Here is a 17581-nt window from a genome sequence, read left to right as displayed (position 1 = left end):
AACACAAAGGCTCTTATGCCTTGCTGTATTTTCTTTTTCTCAGCCATGTAAACAATCCGCCAAATGCGGCCAGCAACGCTAGCGGCAGACCTATGGTAATGATTCCTGCCATGTTATAATTGTCATATACCCTCTGTGTGTTTAGCATTGGCAGTTTTACATCCTTGGTACGTATGTTAATAAGACCGTTATCGTCCAGCAGGTAGTTTACACAGTTTAGCATAAAATCCTTGTTTTCGTAGAACTCCTCGGTCCACTTGTCATAGCCCAGTTCCAGTGGTGCACCGTTTTGGTCAAACTGGTTTTTAGCAATATCGCCGTCGGCTATTACAATCATTTTGCCTGGTACGCCTACAGTTTTATAACCGTTTAGCTTAAACGGCAGCAGCCTGTTTTCATACATTGAACGGAAACTCCCTTCAAGTAGTACCGCAACAGGCATGAAACCACCTTTTTCATAATCTTTCAGGTCGGTTTTTTCATTTACCATATCCAGTCTTATGGCGGTAGGAGTCCCCACTTTTTTAGATAAGCGTGATGACGATAACAGTACGTTTTTCTTAATACCATTTTTCAGGGTGTCTATAGGGTTTGCAAACTCCAGTTTTATACCACCCACGTTTTTAACAATAGGGTTAGTGTTTATCGAATCAGGGTACGCAAACGGCGAATACTTCCAGAAAAACTGCTGGTATTCTGTAGCGCTGCCCTGAGAGCCGGTAGCAAGTTTTATAGGAGTAGCCTGTTCATCTTTAATAATATCAGGGTTTAAACGCACACCGTACTTAAACAGCATATCGTTAATATTTAGGTCGCGTGGCAGGGCAGGGGTCATTCCCGTAGGGTTGTACAGGCTGTCCATTTCTACCTGTACAGCATCCAACATCCACAGGGTTTTACCACCGTTCAGTATATACTGGTCCAGTACCTCTTTTTCCTCTTCGGTAAATTTTTCAGTAGGTTTGGCTATAATGGCCAGGTCATACTGCTGTAGGTCTTTAAGGGTTTTTACCGGGTTAGTGGCGACAGAGTCCAGCGTAAATGGTGCTGTATGGTAGCTTTCGCCCAATGCCTTTATAAAGTTAGCCATGTAGCGGCTCTTCATTTCACCATTACCCTGTAGTACTACAATTTTTTTCTCTTTGTCGCTGCTAACTTTATTCAGCGCATCGGCAAATGCGTATTCCAGGTGCTGTACAGAGCCTTCCACTTTTTGCGCAGCATTAGCACCACGAATGTTTTTAAGTAATGGTATTTTTACGGTCTTACCTTTATAGGTAGCTATAGCCCACGGAAAAATAAGCGTTTCGCTTTGTTTGCCTTTGTCGTTTACGGTAATTTGTGCGGGTTTCATGCCGCTGCCGCTAAAGGTTTCAATTATAGCTTTGTCTATATCGGTAATACCGGCAATACTGTTTTTAACTTCGGTTTCATCCTTTGCAGACAGCTTCGGATTATCCATTTTAAAGACCTTGAAAATCAGCTCGCGCTTGGTTTCGGCACTGCTTTCTGATTTATCAAGCGGGTTAAAGAAGTTGAATTTTATATCGGGGTTACTTGCCGAAAACTCCTGTAGCAGCTGGCGTGTTTCATCCTGCAGGCGCTTAAATTCGCCCGGGAATTCCCCTTCAAGAAATACGTCTATATACAATGGCTCATTAACCGATTTTATTAAATTTACTGATGCCGGTGAAAGCGTGTAACGCTTATCGGCAGTAAGGTCCAGTCGTTTAAAGAAAAACGCCCCGGCCAGGTTAAGTAGTACCAATACTGCAAGGGTAATAAGCAGCTGTTTCCTGTTTTGTTGTTTAGCTGTTTCCATTACCATTTTAGCGATTTAAGTTTATACACAGTAAGCGATAAAAACAGCACGGCTATGCTGGTAAAGTATATTACATCTCGGGTATCTATAACACCGCGGCTCATGCTGCGGAAGTGGTAATCCATACCCACCTTTGAAACAATACTGCCAAAACCACCAAAGAAACCGGAAACGCCTTCGAACCCGAAAAAGAATACAAAGCACAAAAATACGGCACTGATAAACGCTACAATCTGATTATCTGAAAGGGTAGAGGTAAAAATGCCTATGGCGGTATAACCCGCTACAAGGAACAGTAACCCAAAGTACGAACCCATGGTACTGCCCATATCAATATTACCCTGCGGGTTCCCGAAATCTGAAAGTACAGCTACATAAATAAGTGTAGGCAGCAATGCCAGTATAATAAGCACAAACGCCCCGAAGAACTTGCCATTCACAATTTCCCAGGTGCTTAGCGGTTTGGTAAACAGCAGCTCCAGTGTGCCCTGTTTCTTTTCATCAGAAAAGCTGCGCATGGTTACCGCCGGTATCAGGAAAATAAGTATCCACGGCGAAAGGGTGAAAAACGGCCCCATATCGGCAAAACCGCTGTTCAGTATATTAAAGTCGTTTTCGAATACCCAAAGGAAAAGTCCGTTGAGCAAAAGGAAAATAGCGATAACCAAATACCCTATGGGCGAACCGAAAAAGGCTTTGATTTCACGTAGCAATAATGCTTTCATCTAATTTATTTAGTTTCTTTTGTTTAAAGTTCCAGGTTTCAAGTTTTCCATGTCGACGATAGGAGACATCTCAATCTAAAGTTCTAATAATCTAAAACTCTAAATTATCCATATATCTATCAATGCCTGCAAACATACAGTTTTATCCTATTCATGGCAAATGCATACCACACACATTCGCTAATCTTTCAATCTTTATATTTTCAATCATTCAAACTTAACGCTAACCATGTCTCTATATTTCAGTCCGAGTAATGTTTTTGCCGAACCTACTGTATGCGGGTTACTCCTGAAGATGGCTATTTCCAAAAAGCCCGCCTCATTAAACACTGCCAGCTTTTCGCCTTCATAGTCTTTTAATGAAAAACGTTCGTTCAGGTTAAAGTCAGAATACCCGCTTTTTATACCTTTTATTTCGCCTTTTGTGCCAAAGTTTATTTCCACATTACGTCCTTTGCCTATTTCCTTAAGCAGTTTTCTGCTAATGTTTGTAACACAGTTACCAAAATGGTCTATGTATACCACATTGCCGCGTATGCTGTTTTTATCGGTAGCCACTACCGGATTCATTTCGTGCATTGGTTTTAGCGGAGCGGTAGTTTCACGGCCTATAACGCTTAGGGTGCCGCCTTTGGCCAGGTGGCACGCTACGGTAGCAAATACATCCATAGCGTTGCTTCCTTCGGGCAGGCGGTCGTGTATGTTTATCTCAACAATTTTTTCGGGTAAAACCGACTGGGTTAGCAGGCTCAGTATGCCGTTATCGGCACATACAAAGTAATGTCCGTTCCACAGTATGGCTATATGGCGGTTTTCGGGGCTCAGTTCGGCATCCACGCCTATGAGGTGTACGGTGCCGACAGGGAAATTGCGCCACGCAGCACTAATGATATAACCGGCCTGGGGGATGTTAAAAAGGTCTACATTATGCGATATGTCTATAATCACGGCATCGCTGCATCCCGAAATCAATTTACCCTTTAGCGCGCCCACAAAATGGTCGCACAGGCCGAAATCGGTAGTAAGCGTAATTATTGACATAATTTTGTGTAAAACTTTATAAAATCGCGAATAAAAATTTCACTAAATTTGAATGCAAAGCTACAATAATTAGCTATAAAATTAATCAAAAACATACTTGCTTGAACGAAAGAATTATTGAATTAACTGACATCGCCCCTAAGGATTTTTGGGGCGCTCAGGATGCCCACCTTGAAACCATAAAAAAATACTATCCCAAGCTGAAAATAGTTGCACGGGGTTCTACGCTTAAAGCATTTGGCGAGAAAGAACTCCTCGATGAGTTTGAGACCCGTTTCAAGCGGTTGATGCTGCATTTTACCCGTTTTAACAGCATCGACGATAATGTAATAGAGCGTGTAATAAGCACTGGTGTACAAACCGAACACATGAACCCGAGTGATAAAGTACTGGTGCATGGGTTGGGCGGAAAGCTTATTAAGGCCATGACCCCTAACCAACAGCTGCTTGTAGACTACATGAGTAAAAACGACATGGTGTTTGCCGTAGGGCCTGCAGGTACGGGTAAAACCTACACAGGTGTGGCACTTGCGGTAAAAGCCCTGAAAGAAAAGCAGGTAAAACGTATTATACTTACCCGTCCTGCGGTAGAAGCGGGTGAAAACCTGGGCTTTCTTCCGGGTGATATGAAGGAGAAGCTGGATCCATACATGCAGCCGTTATACGATGCGCTGCGCGATATGCTGCCACCACTAACACTGGAAGATTACCTGCTGAAAGGTATTATTCAAATAGCTCCACTTGCCTTTATGCGCGGTCGTACGCTTGACAACGCTTTTGTAATCCTCGATGAGGCGCAGAATACCACACACAGCCAGATGAAAATGTTCCTGACGCGTATGGGTAAGAATGCCAAGTTTATGATTACCGGCGACCCCGGCCAGATAGACCTGCCGCGCAGTACCACCAGCGGACTTAAAGAAGCGTTATTGGTACTGAAAGATGTGGATGGCATAGGTATTATTTACCTTGATGATAAGGATGTGGTGCGCCACCGCCTTGTGAAGAAGGTTATTGAGGCATACAAGAGAATTGAACACCAGGGGTAAACTTTAGTCGAAAGTTGTAAAGCCAAAAGTCATAAAGCCTTGGTGAGATTAAAATATTTCGGGATTTTAAAACGTTATATGTTTGATAATAAACCATAAACCTATGAAAAAAATACTTTTAGCCACAGCCTTGGTCTTTTCTGCAGCTGCTTTTGCGCAGGTTGCTAAAAATGACGGACCGCAATTTGAGTCGAAATCTTTAACAGTTAGCGACGACAAAAAGCAAATGGTGTTTGATACGGATGTTTCATATACAGACGACAAGCTGACTGTAGAACACGCCGACAGCATTGTGTTTGACACTGAAAAAAAGGAACTTACCATAACGGGTGGCTGTCAGTATACTTTTTACGGTGCGGTAAATATTTCAAAGAATAACGATAAAAAACAGGTTAAATACAAAATAGGCGACAATACATTGTATGTTGAACATTAGCAAGATGAAACCTGATTTTACAAAACCTTCAGGCCTGCTTTTGGGCCTGTTGTATTTTTTTGTTTTGGCAATATTACTTTTAATAGTGATTGCCTTCAACGCAAAAATTACCGGTAGCATCTCAACATATGGAGTAAATAAGACTGTTGGTTGGGGTTGGGATATACTAAACTGGTTGCCGGTTTTCGCCATAGTTAGTTTGTTGCTTTACATTTTAGGTTATTTAATTTTATTTCTTTGTAAGGCTACAATCAGCAAGAAACTTTCTGTAATAAATCTAAGTCTTGTTCTTTTGTCGTTATTCCTTAGTTTTTTTCGAGGTTATGATTCTATGTATATGCTAAATCTTTTAGTTCCTGTATTGTCTGTATTGGTTTTATTTGTCAATATTGGTTTTGCAATAGGTAATAGTAAGGCGGTTAAAAGAAATGCAGCATGATAAAATAACTTTCTTATTTTTGCACCTCAATACTAAACAGCAAACAACACGATGAATACCATCACTACAACAAACTTTAACTTCCCCGGCCAGAAATCGGTTTACCGTGGTAAGGTGCGCGAAGTTTATAATATTAATGATGAGCTGCTGGTTATGGTGGCTACAGACAGGCTTAGTGCTTTTGACGTGGTTATGCCAAAAGGCATTCCGTACAAAGGACAGATACTAAACCAGATTGCTACTAAGTTTATGAGCCTTACACAGGACATAGTGCCTAACTGGCTTATAGCTACCCCGGATCCTAACGTGGCAGTAGGCCACCTGTGCGAACCGTTTAAGGTAGAAATGGTAATACGTGGTTACGTAAGCGGACACGCTGCACGTGAGTATGCTGCAGGTAAGCGTGTACTGTGTGGTGTGGAGCTTGTAGAGGGTCTTAAGGAGAACGATAAATTCCCTACACCGATAATTACCCCAACTACCAAAGCCGATAACGGCGAGCACGATATGGACATCAGCCGTGAGGATATTCTTGCTAAGGGAATTGTAAGCGAGGAAGATTACCTGGTGCTTGAAAAATATACCCGTGCATTGTTTCAGCGTGGTACTGAGATTGCCGCTTCACGCGGACTGATACTGGTAGATACCAAGTACGAATTTGGTAAAACCAAAGATGGCAAAATTGTATTGATTGACGAAATCCACACGCCGGATTCATCGCGTTATTTCTATGCCGAAGGTTACCAGGAGCGTCAGGATAAAGGCGAGGAACAAAAGCAGCTGAGCAAGGAGTTTGTGCGCCGCTGGCTTATAGAAAATGGTTTCCAGGGTAAAGAAGGCCAACAGATCCCGGAAATGACAGATGCTTACATAGAAACCGTATCAGAGCGCTATATAGAGCTATATGAAAATATCATAGGTGAGGAGTTTGTAAAAGCAGACATCACCAACATTAATGCCCGTATTGAAGAAAACGTACTGGCATTTTTGAATAAATAAAGATTACTATCCGGTCCGTCATTGCGAGGAGGCACGACGAAGCAATCTAAAAAAGATTGCCGCGTTCCGTTACACTTCGCTCGCAATGACGGCATCGGTTATACTTTCCGGCAAACCAATACTGTTTTTTCACCGTCTTTATTCGTGGTGAAAAACGTATATACATCGCCGCCATCTTTAATCTTCCACTTTTTTAGTAATTCTTCGGTCTTTAACGGAAAATTACGCACGGTAATATTCATTTTTTTGCCTTCAATATATTGTTTCATTTCGGCTTTGCCATAAGGCAGTACTTGTTGTATTTCAAACCTGCGGCCTGCAAAATCCATTAAACTATCTGAAGTATACAGTTGAGAATGCGCGTGCAGCTTTGCCATCTTGTAATGCGTAGCCACCGCACCAAAAGCACCTGATTTCATGACAGCGCTGTTTGGCTCGTACAAATAGGTAAGGGGCAGGCTCAGCGAGGCTATATCCTCATTGCCGTATTGGGCTTCAAAGGTGGTTGTTCCGTCTTTGGCAAGGTCTACCGCTATAAGTGCCGGAGCATCGGTAAATTCTTTTTGTAATATCCATAGCAGCTCCTTTACCTCATTGTTTACGGCTACTATGTGTATTGCCTTAACAGAATGCAATTCGCCCAACCCCGCCGAAATATCCAGCAGGGGTGCGGTTTTTATCATTATGTTTTCGGTGTAGCTAAAATACACATCAAGCAGTTCAGTTACATTAGGCAGGCAGTCGGCCAGCATAAAGACTTTGCCTTTGGCTTCGTTGCGCCGGGAAGGATCTATATAAATCCAGTCGTGTTGTTTGTTTTCAGCTTTTAGCGTTTCCAGGCTGTCGCCGGCAAAACACTGTATGTTATGGGCGCCCAGTACCGTAAAATTATGGGATGCTATTGCCGAAAGGTCGGCGTTCAGTTCGCAATGGGTAACCTGGTTTACGACCTTTGAAAAGTAATAATCATCAATCCCGAAACCGCCTGTAAGGTCGATAAGGCTTTCGCCCAAAACCAGGTTGGCTTTATATTGTGCCGCAGTTTCAGACGAGGTTTGCTCCACCGAAACTTTAGACGGATAAATGATATTTTCTGTGCCAAACCATGTGGGCAGTTTGTCTTTTGCCTTTTGGCGTGCAGCAATCTGGTTCAGAATTTCTGTCCACGGCAGGGCGGGGAACGGATTTTTTTGTAGCGCGAGCTTTTTTACATCGTCATGGGTATGCTCGTGTATGTATTCTTGAATTTCGGGTTGCAGTAAAGCGCTAAGCAATGTTAAATGTCTTTAGTAAGTATTTTTACCACAGGATTTTCCGGGAAGAATTCCTTGGCTATTATTTTTAATGTTGTGTACATGGGTATGGCTATGATCATGCCCAGTATACCGAAGGTAAAGCCACTGATAAGCACTACTATGAATATTTCCAACGGGTGCGAATTTGTGCTGTTACTGAATATGAGTGGCGACGTAATGTTGTTGTCTATAAACTGCCCCACGCAATAACCTATAAATACATACAGCGTAGTGCTGAACATGTCGTGGTGTGTTTCAGGACTCATGTGTCCCAGCATTGTAAGCACCACCACCAATACCGATGAAATTATAGGGCCAATGTACGGTATTATATTCAGGAAAGCCGTAATAAGTGCAATAACAAAGGCGTTTTTTACGCCAAAGACCAGCAATACAATAAGATAAATGGTGAATAAAATAGACATTTGTATAATAAGCCCTATAAAATAGCGGCTCAGCATTTCGTTTACCTTGTCAATAGAATGTAGTATCTTTTCTTCATGAGCGTCTGGTAACAGCTTTTTTGCACTTTTTATAAAAAGCATACGGTCTTTAAGGAAAAAGAAAGTGATGAACATTACCGATGCCAGTCCCATGCCAAAACCGCTAAGTACACCCAAAACGGAGTTCAGAAAAGATGGTATTATATTCAGGTTTATTTTTGATGTAATCTTTGATTCTGTTATCATTTTTTGGGTATCAATGCCAAAATGACTATCAATCTGTTCTATTATATGGGTGTAATCAGCCTGAAGCTGGTTTGTGTCTATCATGGCTATGTTTTCGCTCTGGCTTATGATAAGTGGAACAAACATGAGTATAAAACCCGCCAGGATGAGCAGAAAAAACACCAGTGTACTAATTACGGCGAGTATGTGCGGAAATTTTAATTTTAATTTCAGGAAGCGAACAATAGGTACCGCTATAAGGGTGAGTATTAGTGCTACAACCAGGTATATTATTACCGTTTGTATGGAGTACAAAAACATAAGCAGGACAAACACTCCCGCAAGTATTGCAATGGCTCTTAGCAAGCCGTTTGCTATAGTTTTACTGGTTACCATGGCTGTTAATTTTTTTTGATTTGGATGCCTCGAAAGTATGAAAAATTTTACTAAAACTAAACTGTCTTTAATATAAGATTATGATTTACTTATAAATAGCTTTTGGGTTTGTAAAATTAATCCTGTTTTCTAAACAACTCAATATTCTTGTTTTGAAGGCGTTGCCTTAGCCACTTTTTTAGTTTTTTAAGATCTTCTGGCTTTAATGCTTCATCCGATTCAAATGCTATGGTAGTTACGGTAAAGGTACTGTCTTTTGCCATATTAAATTTAGTATTGTCTATTACAGAAATGGCTTTTACCTGAGGGAAAAGTTCTTTGGTTTCATTAAAGATTTGATAATTATCCCGGTCTGTTGCGGCTATTTTGGCTTCCAGTTGATTTATCCTCGAATCGCGAAGGTGGATTTCGTTTTCATTAGAATGTATTTCGTTCAAAATATCACCCTTTAATGCTGAAAAACGGTCGGTAGTGTCCTGGCGTATTATCAACTCAGTGCCATTAAGGTACTCATTGTTTTTAATTTTCTTATTTAAGGCAGCGATTTCATTTTTACTAAACTTCTTTTGAAGGAAAGCCAGCTCCAGGCGTTTTTTTGTGGCTACAATCTCAGACCGTTTGTACACTACTGCATACCCTTTATCTGTAAACTCGTGTTCTATAAACAGGTCGGTGTTCTTTTTAAATTGTTGTTCTCTGTACAGGGCGTAAGCCAGGTAAGCGCTGGGCAGTAACATTACGGTTATTACAATGGTAATAATTACCCGTACCTGTTTTTGCTGTTTTTCGTCTATTTGTTTTTTAGCAGGATACCTCAGGTATTTTACAATGGCAAAAGTGGCAATGCCTATAAAAACGCAGTTGATGCAGTACAGGTAAAATGCCCCTAAAAAGTATTGCCACTGCGCGGTAGCTAAGCCATAGCCTGCAGTACACAGTGGTGGCATTAAAGCTGTTGCTATAGCCACACCGGGTATGGGGTTTCCTTTTTCTATGCGTGTTATAGAAATTGCTCCTACAATACCACCAAAAAAGGCAATAAGTATGTCGTATATATTAGGCGCTGTCCGGGCAAGCAGCTCAGATTGTACTTCTTTAAAAGGACTTATGAAAAAATAGATTGCCGATGCAGCAAGACTTACCAGAGTGGCGGTTAAAAGGTTTTGAAACGACCTTTTAAGTAGTACAAAATCATAAATGCCCAGTGCAAATCCTGCCCCTACAATGGGGCCCATGAGTGGCGAAATAAGCATGGCACCTATGATTACCGCGGTAGAGTTTACATTTAAGCCTACTGATGCTACTATGATAGCACAGGCCAAAATCCAAAGGTTTGAGCCTTTAAATGAAATATTTTTACTTACCGTTTCAAGGGTTTTCTCACGGTCGTCTTCACCTACATGAAGGTTGAGGATTTGTTTAAATTTATTCATAGGATGTTTGTTGCCAGTTAAATTTACAAAAAAAGTGGTTTGTTTCTTGTAGGATTAACAAATACATCAAACAATACTATAGCATAAATGAACGGTAAACAACCTTTAAAAGTTAAATGCGTAGTTAAGTATGTTTGCACCCATACGCAGTGCTTTAGTACGTACTTCTATAGGATCATTGTGTACCTCTTTGTCTTCCCAGCCGTCACCAAGGTCGGTTTCATGGGTGTACAGTAGCACCAGCCTACCTTCGTTAAAAATCCCCCAGGTATCAGGTGTCTTACCGTCGTGCTCGTGGATTTTCGGCATCCCTTGCGGAAAGCTGAAAGGTCCTTTAAAAATTTCATGGCTTACAGGTACGCGTATCAGTTCTTTATCGGGGAAAATGCGTTTTATTTCACGGCGGATGTACTCATCCATACCGTAGTTGTCGTCTATATGCAGGAAACCGCCTGAGGTAAGGTAGTTACGCAGGTTTGTAATGTCATTATCACTAAACACTACGTTGCCGTGACCCGTCATGTGTACAAACGCATACGAAAACAAATCGGGGCTGCCGGCCTCTACTACCGATGTTTTAGGAGTTATCTTGGTGCCAATGTTCTGGTTACAGAATTTAGCCAGGTTGGGCAATGAGGTAGGGTTACCGTACCAGTCGCCACCGCCTGAGTATTTCAGTACGGCGATTTCCTGTGCGGTTGTAAGTAGGGGCAAAGCAAGGAGTATATAGAGTAGTTTTTTCATGTTAGCTTTCTTCAGATGTAAATATAGTAAACGCAAATAAAAAACAGTTATTTCTTTTACTCATTTACAAACGCCACACTGTGCGCTGCTACAATGGCGGCCGTTTCGGTACGCAGGCGGGTATTGCCTAATGATACCGGTGCATAACCAAGACTTAATGCTAACTCAATTTCCTTTGTAGAAAAATCGCCCTCAGGGCCTATCAGTATGGTTTGGGTTTCTTTTGGTGTAAGCTCGGTTTTAAGTAGCTTTTTGTCGGTTTCCTCACAGTGGGCTATAAACAATTTGCCTTCGCGCTGTTGTTTTACAAACTGGTTAAACGGCACAGGTTCGTGCAGTACCGGCATGTGGTATTGCAGCGACTGCTTCATAGCGCTGTGGATTATTTTCTCAAAACGGTCTGCCTTAAAAACTGTACGTTCACTATGCTCGCAAATAATGGGAGTAATTTCGGTAATGCCTATTTCTACAGCTTTTTCCAGGAACCATTCGTAGCGCTCGTTCATTTTTGTAGGCGCTACAGCCAGGTGCAGGCGGTAGGGTAGTGGTTCAAAGTGCTCAACGGCAGTAATGCTTACTTCGCACTTTTTTTCATTGGCAAAAACCACTTCGCTTATAAATAAGTAACCTTTGCCATTGGTTATGTGTAATACATCTCCTTCTTTTTTGCGAAGTACTTTTACAATATGGCGGCTTTCCTCTTTGTCAAAAACAAAAATGGTATCGCCTTGTGAGATATTTGGGTCAAAAAATAGCTGCATTACAATTCTATTCTGGCTTTACTGGTTACACTTGCATCATTAAACTGTTCTTCCAGATATTTATGGTAACCTACTATGCCTATCATTGCGGCATTATCGGTTGTGTATTCAAATTTAGGGATATAGGTTTTCCATCCATATTTTTTCTCGGCTTCTTTCAATGTGTTACGTATACCGCTGTTAGCCGAAACCCCGCCGCCTATGGCTACTTGTTTAATGCCGGTTTCTTTCACAGCTATTTTCAGCTTATCCATCAGTATGTTGATGATGGTATACTGAATAGATGCACAGATATCTTCCATATTGTTCTTTACAAAATCAGGGTCTTCCTTAAGGTTTTTCTGAATGAAGTACAATATCTGCGTTTTTAGTCCGCTAAAACTGAAGTTAAGCCCCGGTACCTGCGGCTTGGTAAATTGGTAAGCTTTAGGATTGCCAGTTTGTGCGTATTTATCAATCAGCGGTCCACCCGGATAAGGCAAGCCAAGTATCTTAGCGCTTTTATCAAAGGCTTCGCCTACAGCATCATCAGTGGTTTCTCCTATAACTTCCATGCTGAAATAGCTGTCTACACGTACTATTTGTGTATGGCCGCCGCTTATGGTCATGGCCAGGAACGGAAACGTGGGTTTATCAAAACCTTCTTCGGCTATAAAATGGGCGAGTATGTGCGCCTGCATGTGGTTTACCGCAATTAACGGAACCTGTAGCGCCAGTGCAAAAGATTTAGCAAATGAACTGCCTACAAGCAGGCTGCCCATAAGCCCAGGCCCCTGGGTGAAGGCTACCGCACAAAGCTGTTCTTTTTGTATGCCGGCACGGCTTAGTGCCACATCTACCACGGGTACAATATTCTGCTGGTGGGCACGGCTGGCCAGCTCTGGTACTACGCCGCCATACTCTTCGTGTATTTGCTGGCGGGCTACAACATTACTCAATACTTTATCGTTTATAAGTACAGCTGCGGCCGTGTCATCGCACGAACTTTCTATTGCTAAGATATATTTGGGCTTTTCAGCCATATAGGCACGGATTTTGAGTTATAAAAAAGGGTTAAAGCAAGTTAAGGCTTTGTAAAATTTCCTACTTTTGCCGTTAACGGGACATTATACATTTTGGAGAACAAAGTTAAGACAAATAGCCGTTTCAAAAAATTTAAAAAAATACTGCTGCGTACCCTTTTGGGACTGGTGGTGTTTTTGTTATTGGTGGCTATTGCACTACAGGTTCCGTATGTGCAAACCCAGATAGCTCGCTACGCTACTGACCGTATTAACGAAGACTTTAAAACCCACATTTTTGTAGATAAAGTTGCTATAAATATTTTTGGTGGTGTTAGGCTGCAAAAAGTGCTTATAAAAGACCATCATAACGATACGCTTATAAGTGCTGATTATATAAAAACAAATCTGCTGAGTTTTAAAAAGCTGGCTAAGACCAATCTTGAGTTTGGCAAGCTTAATGCACAAAGCCTTAATGTGCACATGAAAACCTACAAAGGTGAAACAGTCAGTAGCCTTGATGTTTTTATAAAATCTTTTGATGATGGTAAACCCGGTAAAGGTAAATTCAGGCTAAATGTGGCTAATCTTTATGTTGCCGGCGGACGTTTCAGGCTTTCTAATGAAAATGCTGCACACACTAAGGTTTTGGACTTTACCAAAATAAGCGGCTTTGTAAAAAACTTTCTTGTAAAGGGGCCAAACATTTACGGTGATATACGAAAGCTTTCGTTGCATGACCATCACGGGCTTTTTGTGCAAAACCTTACAGGGGGATTTGCATACACCAAAAAGAATATTTCACTAAGGGATGCTGAAATAAAAACAGCAGAATCAGAACTTAAGGGAAACCTGAAGTTTACCTTTGAGCGAAAAGACCTGCCTTATTTTGTAGATAAGGTACAAACGGATTTTGATGTTACCCGCGCTGTAGTAAGCAGTAACGAGCTTAACTATTTTTACCCAGAATTTGGCAAAGACCAGAAGTTTTACCTTTCTACACACCTTAAGGGTACACTGAACAATTTTATACTGTACAACCTAAACCTTATTGATGATAAGGGTACCGAAATAAGCGGTAAGGTAAATTTCCGTAACCTGTTTACCCGCACAGGCCCCGGATTTTACATGAATGGTAATTTCAGGCGTATTACAGCGCAGTATAACAACCTGTGTGGTATTTTGCCGCGCATATTGGGTAAAAAACTTCCGGAACAACTGGGCAGGCTGGGCGAGGTAGATATTACCGGGCACATAGTGCTTACTAAAACCGACCTTACTACAGATATGTACGTGTTAAGTGGGTTAGGCGAAGCTACTGCTAATCTTGAAATAAAAGGATTTAATAATCCTAATGAGGCTAAATATAAAGGTGTTATAGACCTTCAGAAATTTAATGTGGGGGCACTTACCGATATAAAACAAGTGGGGCTGGCTACGCTGCACCTTGATGTAGACGGAAAAGGTTTTAATAAGGAATCGTTGAACACCAGTGTTAAGGGAGATGTTACTGCATTTGCATACAACGGCTATAACTATAAAAAAGTTACTGTAGACGGTTTGTTTAAGTGGCCTTATTTTAAAGGTCGTGTTAACAGTAACGACCCTAACCTCCTGATGAGTTTTGATGGGCTTGTGGATATGAGCCAGTATCGCAAAAATTATGATTTCCATGCGCAGGTAGACTATGCTGACCTAGCACTATTGAAAATAATGAAGAAAGATACACTGTCTATTTTTAAGGGCGACCTGCTGTTTGAGGCATCGGGTAATAACCTTAACGATTTGGCAGGTACGTTGCAAATATCACGACTCTCTTATCAAAACAGCCGCGACAGCTATTATTTTGAAGACTTTTTCATAGCGTCATCGTTTGATGATAATAACGAACGAACAGTTACGGTAAACTCTCAGGATATTATTGAAGGCCGTGTAACCGGCAAGTTTGATGTATACCAGGTACCTAAGATATTTGAAAACGGACTGGGTAGCCTGTATGCTAATTATTCGCCCCATAAGGTAAAGAAAGGACAGTATCTTGATTACGACCTTACTATTTATAATAAGATTGTTGGTATTGTATTACCAGAAATTTCAGTTAGTAAAGATACCCACCTTAAAGGACGGGTAAATGCCGATAAAAATGAGTTTGTTGTAGCGTTTAATTCGCCCGGTATTATAGCGTATGACAATGCCTTTAATAACGTAAAGCTTGATGTAAATAATAAAAACCCGCTTTATAATACTTATGTCAGCGTAGACAGCATGCGGGTGAAGAATTATAAGATTTCTGATTTCAGCCTTATTAATGTTACCCAGCACGATACGCTGTATGTGCGTACAGAATTTAAAGGCGGTAATCATGATAAGGATGCTTATAAGCTAAACCTGTACCATACTATTGATAAAGACCGCAATTCGGTTGTCGGCTTTAAAAAATCGGAAGTGAGTTTTAAAAACTCTATGTGGTATATTAATGAGCATGACGAACATAATAACAAAATTGTATTTAAGAGAAAGATAGACGATTTTAGCCTTGATAATATCTCGCTTTCTCACAACGACCAACATGTAGAGCTTAGTGGTGCTATAAAAGGTAATAGTTATAAGGATTTGCGACTTTCATTTAAAGAAGTAGACCTTAATAAAATCACTCCGTCATTGGATAGTATCAGTTTTGGCGGTAGGCTAAATGGTGAAGTAAGCCTGAAACAGAACCGCGATGTTTTTGAACCGTCAGCTTCTATTACCATAGATACCCTACGTATAAACGACTTTGCCCTGGGTGATATGAATACCCAGGTTACAGGAGATAGGTCATTCAGGAAGTTTAACCTTAAAAGCACTATAACCCGCCAGGGAGACGAAACTTTTAGTACAGCAGGTAATATAGAGATTGTAGATAAGCAGACTTTACTGTCGCTTGATGCTGTATTTACCAACTTTGATATCAGCCCGCTTACGGTGTTCCTTAAGAGCATTTTCCCTGAAATACGAGGTAGGGCAAGTGGTAGGGCAGCTATAGTGGGGAATGTGCGCAAGCCTGAAATTGACGGCGTGCTGTATGTAAAAGGAGGTGGTGTAAAGGTAGGCTACCTGAATACTGATTATAATTTTGACGAAAACTCCATGATTAACCTCACGGAGGACAAGATTATTTTTGGAAACGTACAGCTTACTGATACGCGCTATAAAACAAAAGCGCTCCTTCAGGGAGAGGTACGGCACGATTTATTTAGAAACTGGGCGCTCGATCTTAAAATGAGCTCAGATAACATATTGGTGCTTGATACCGAGGATCATGATGATGCACTGTACTACGGTAAAGCATTTATAAAAGGTACCGCCAGTATTAGCGGACCTACAAGCGGACTGCTGATTACGGCCGATGCCAAGTCGATGCCGAATACCGAGATAAACATTCCTATAAGTAATGTGGGAAGTACAAGTACCTCTACAGCTGCATTTATCCATTTCCTTAGTCCTAAGGAAAAAGAAAACATACAAAACGGACAAGAGCCTACTGTAAGCACTAAGGGCTTTAAGGGGCTTGAGATGCAGTTTGACCTTGTAGTAACCCCCGATGCTAAAATCAATGTAATAATAGACAAAAGTAGCGGGCACGGACTATCTTCTACAGGTAATGGCTACATGCTGCTGGGTATTAATACCCTTGGTAAGTTTACTATGGATGGTGACTATCAGGTAGACAAGGGTAAATATTTCTTTAGGTACGGTGGTGTTATAGATAAAGAATTTACCGTAAAAAAAGGTGGTACCATAAACTGGGAAGGCGACCCTACACGAGCCAGGCTAAACCTTGAAGCCGTATATACCACAAATGCTAACCCTGCCATACTGCTTGAAACCAATAGCTTTAACAGGCCGATAAAAACAGAGGTGGTTATATCACTACAGGGTAGTCTTCTTAAGCCTGAACCTGATTTTACCATTAATTTCCCGGGAGCAAGTTCGGTGCTGAAAAGTGACCTTGATTACAGGCTTAGTGATACCGACACCAGGCAAACCCAGGCACTGGCACTGCTTTCGGGGGGTAGTTTTATAAGCCCGTCTAATGCCAGTTCGGCGGTTACCGGAAGTTTGTTTGAAAAGGCAAGCAGCCTGTTTAATGATATTATTTCAGATGGTAGCGGCAAAGTAAACGTAGGTTTTAACTATGTACAGCAAACCCGCAACCCTTATGTAGATACAAACTCGCAGATAGGCATTACGCTCTCTTCTCAAATAAACGATAGGGTAAGTATTAACGGTCAGCTGGGTGTACCGGTAGGCGGAGTAAACGAAAGTGCTATTACCGGTAATATTGAAGTTAAACTCCGTATTAACGAGCCCGGCACGCTAAATGCAAGGGTGTTTAACCGTGAAAATGATATTAACTTTTTAGGTGAGGGTATAGGTTATACCCAGGGAGTAGGTCTTACGTATGAAGTAGACTTTAATACCATAAGCCAGCTTATGCGAAAAATATTCGGAACTACTGAAGTTAAGAAAGACGGTAACTCCAATAACAGTTCTGACGATATGCCGGATAGTGAACTGGCACCCGATTTTATGCAATTTGGCGATACACGCAAGAAAAAGACCGGAACAGATGAAGACAGGCAGCCGGATAATGTACCCGAGCCCGACATGTAAACAATTTAGTCGCAGAATAATTTTAGATTATAAAAAAAAGCAGGTGATTTTTTGAGAATTCACCTGCTTTTTAATTCTTTATTAACAGGTGTTTCAGAAAAACTTATTAACGAAAA

General features: G+C 41.2%; 14 protein-coding genes. 5 read left to right on the top strand and 9 right to left on the bottom strand.

Annotated features, from left to right (window positions below; all coding sequences use genetic code 11):
• Positions 1-13 precede the first annotated feature (13 nt).
• The 3 genes from gldG to ACLI1A_RS04660 all read right to left on the bottom strand — a co-directional run bounded on the left by gldG (position 14) and on the right by ACLI1A_RS04660 (position 3588).
• A complete protein-coding gene (gene gldG / locus ACLI1A_RS04670) occupies positions 14-1822 on the bottom strand; it encodes a gliding motility-associated ABC transporter substrate-binding protein GldG (RefSeq protein WP_411406603.1) in 1809 nt (602 codons plus the stop codon).
• Positions 1822-2547: a gliding motility-associated ABC transporter permease subunit GldF gene (gldF, locus tag ACLI1A_RS04665; protein ID WP_411406601.1), complete on the bottom strand. Its 726-nt coding sequence runs from the start codon at positions 2545-2547 to the stop codon at positions 1822-1824. Before gldF ends, gldG begins: the two co-directional genes overlap by 1 nt.
• A gap of 207 nt (positions 2548-2754) precedes the next feature.
• Entirely contained in the window at positions 2755-3588 is an 834-nt protein-coding gene (locus tag ACLI1A_RS04660; RefSeq protein WP_411406599.1) for an S-adenosyl-l-methionine hydroxide adenosyltransferase family protein, read from the bottom strand.
• 101 nt (positions 3589-3689) lie between these two features.
• Between ACLI1A_RS04660 and ACLI1A_RS04655 the strand changes: the two genes are divergently transcribed.
• The 4 genes from ACLI1A_RS04655 to ACLI1A_RS04640 all read left to right on the top strand — a co-directional run bounded on the left by ACLI1A_RS04655 (position 3690) and on the right by ACLI1A_RS04640 (position 6511).
• A complete protein-coding gene (locus tag ACLI1A_RS04655; protein WP_411406597.1) occupies positions 3690-4637 on the top strand; it encodes a PhoH family protein in 948 nt (315 codons plus the stop codon).
• A gap of 103 nt (positions 4638-4740) precedes the next feature.
• The gene (locus ACLI1A_RS04650; RefSeq protein ID WP_411406595.1) at positions 4741-5073 is read left to right on the top strand and encodes a hypothetical protein; all 333 of its coding nucleotides are present in this window, start codon (positions 4741-4743) and stop codon (positions 5071-5073) included.
• A gap of 4 nt (positions 5074-5077) precedes the next feature.
• A complete protein-coding gene (locus tag ACLI1A_RS04645) occupies positions 5078-5512 on the top strand; it encodes a hypothetical protein (protein ID WP_411406593.1) in 435 nt (144 codons plus the stop codon).
• A gap of 51 nt (positions 5513-5563) precedes the next feature.
• Entirely contained in the window at positions 5564-6511 is a 948-nt protein-coding gene (locus tag ACLI1A_RS04640) for a phosphoribosylaminoimidazolesuccinocarboxamide synthase (protein ID WP_411406591.1), read from the top strand.
• Positions 6512-6609: 98 nt separating this feature from the next.
• Here the strand turns inward: ACLI1A_RS04640 and ACLI1A_RS04635 are convergent, their stop codons facing one another.
• The 6 genes from ACLI1A_RS04635 to tsaD all read right to left on the bottom strand — a co-directional run bounded on the left by ACLI1A_RS04635 (position 6610) and on the right by tsaD (position 12830).
• Entirely contained in the window at positions 6610-7785 is a 1176-nt protein-coding gene (locus tag ACLI1A_RS04635; RefSeq protein WP_411406589.1) for a THUMP-like domain-containing protein, read from the bottom strand.
• A 2-nt stretch (positions 7786-7787) separates the two neighbouring features.
• The gene (locus ACLI1A_RS04630) at positions 7788-8870 is read right to left on the bottom strand and encodes an AI-2E family transporter (protein WP_411406587.1); all 1083 of its coding nucleotides are present in this window, start codon (positions 8868-8870) and stop codon (positions 7788-7790) included.
• Positions 8871-8986: 116 nt separating this feature from the next.
• The gene (locus tag ACLI1A_RS04625) at positions 8987-10303 is read right to left on the bottom strand and encodes a DUF389 domain-containing protein (protein WP_411406585.1); all 1317 of its coding nucleotides are present in this window, start codon (positions 10301-10303) and stop codon (positions 8987-8989) included.
• Positions 10304-10408: 105 nt separating this feature from the next.
• Positions 10409-11047 (bottom strand): DUF4159 domain-containing protein, encoded by a 639-nt coding sequence (locus ACLI1A_RS04620; protein ID WP_411406583.1) that lies wholly within the window; start codon positions 11045-11047, stop codon positions 10409-10411.
• 56 nt (positions 11048-11103) lie between these two features.
• The gene (locus ACLI1A_RS04615; protein WP_411406581.1) at positions 11104-11808 is read right to left on the bottom strand and encodes a 16S rRNA (uracil(1498)-N(3))-methyltransferase; all 705 of its coding nucleotides are present in this window, start codon (positions 11806-11808) and stop codon (positions 11104-11106) included.
• Positions 11808-12830, bottom strand: a complete 1023-nt coding sequence (gene tsaD / locus ACLI1A_RS04610) for a tRNA (adenosine(37)-N6)-threonylcarbamoyltransferase complex transferase subunit TsaD (protein WP_411406579.1) — start codon at positions 12828-12830, stop codon at positions 11808-11810. The genes ACLI1A_RS04615 and tsaD overlap by 1 nt, the downstream gene beginning before the upstream one ends.
• Positions 12831-12923: 93 nt before the next feature.
• On the opposite strand from tsaD, the gene ACLI1A_RS04605 reads away from it, so the two are divergent.
• Positions 12924-17465: a translocation/assembly module TamB domain-containing protein gene (locus tag ACLI1A_RS04605; RefSeq protein ID WP_411406577.1), complete on the top strand. Its 4542-nt coding sequence runs from the start codon at positions 12924-12926 to the stop codon at positions 17463-17465.
• Positions 17466-17581 lie beyond the last annotated feature (116 nt).

The sequence above is a fragment of the Flavobacterium sp. RHBU_3 genome, assembly GCF_046613565.1.
Classification (GTDB): Bacteria; Bacteroidota; Bacteroidia; order Flavobacteriales; family Flavobacteriaceae; genus Flavobacterium.
The sequence above is the reverse complement of the archived record's forward strand: the minus strand, read 5'-3'. Positions and strand labels throughout refer to the sequence as shown.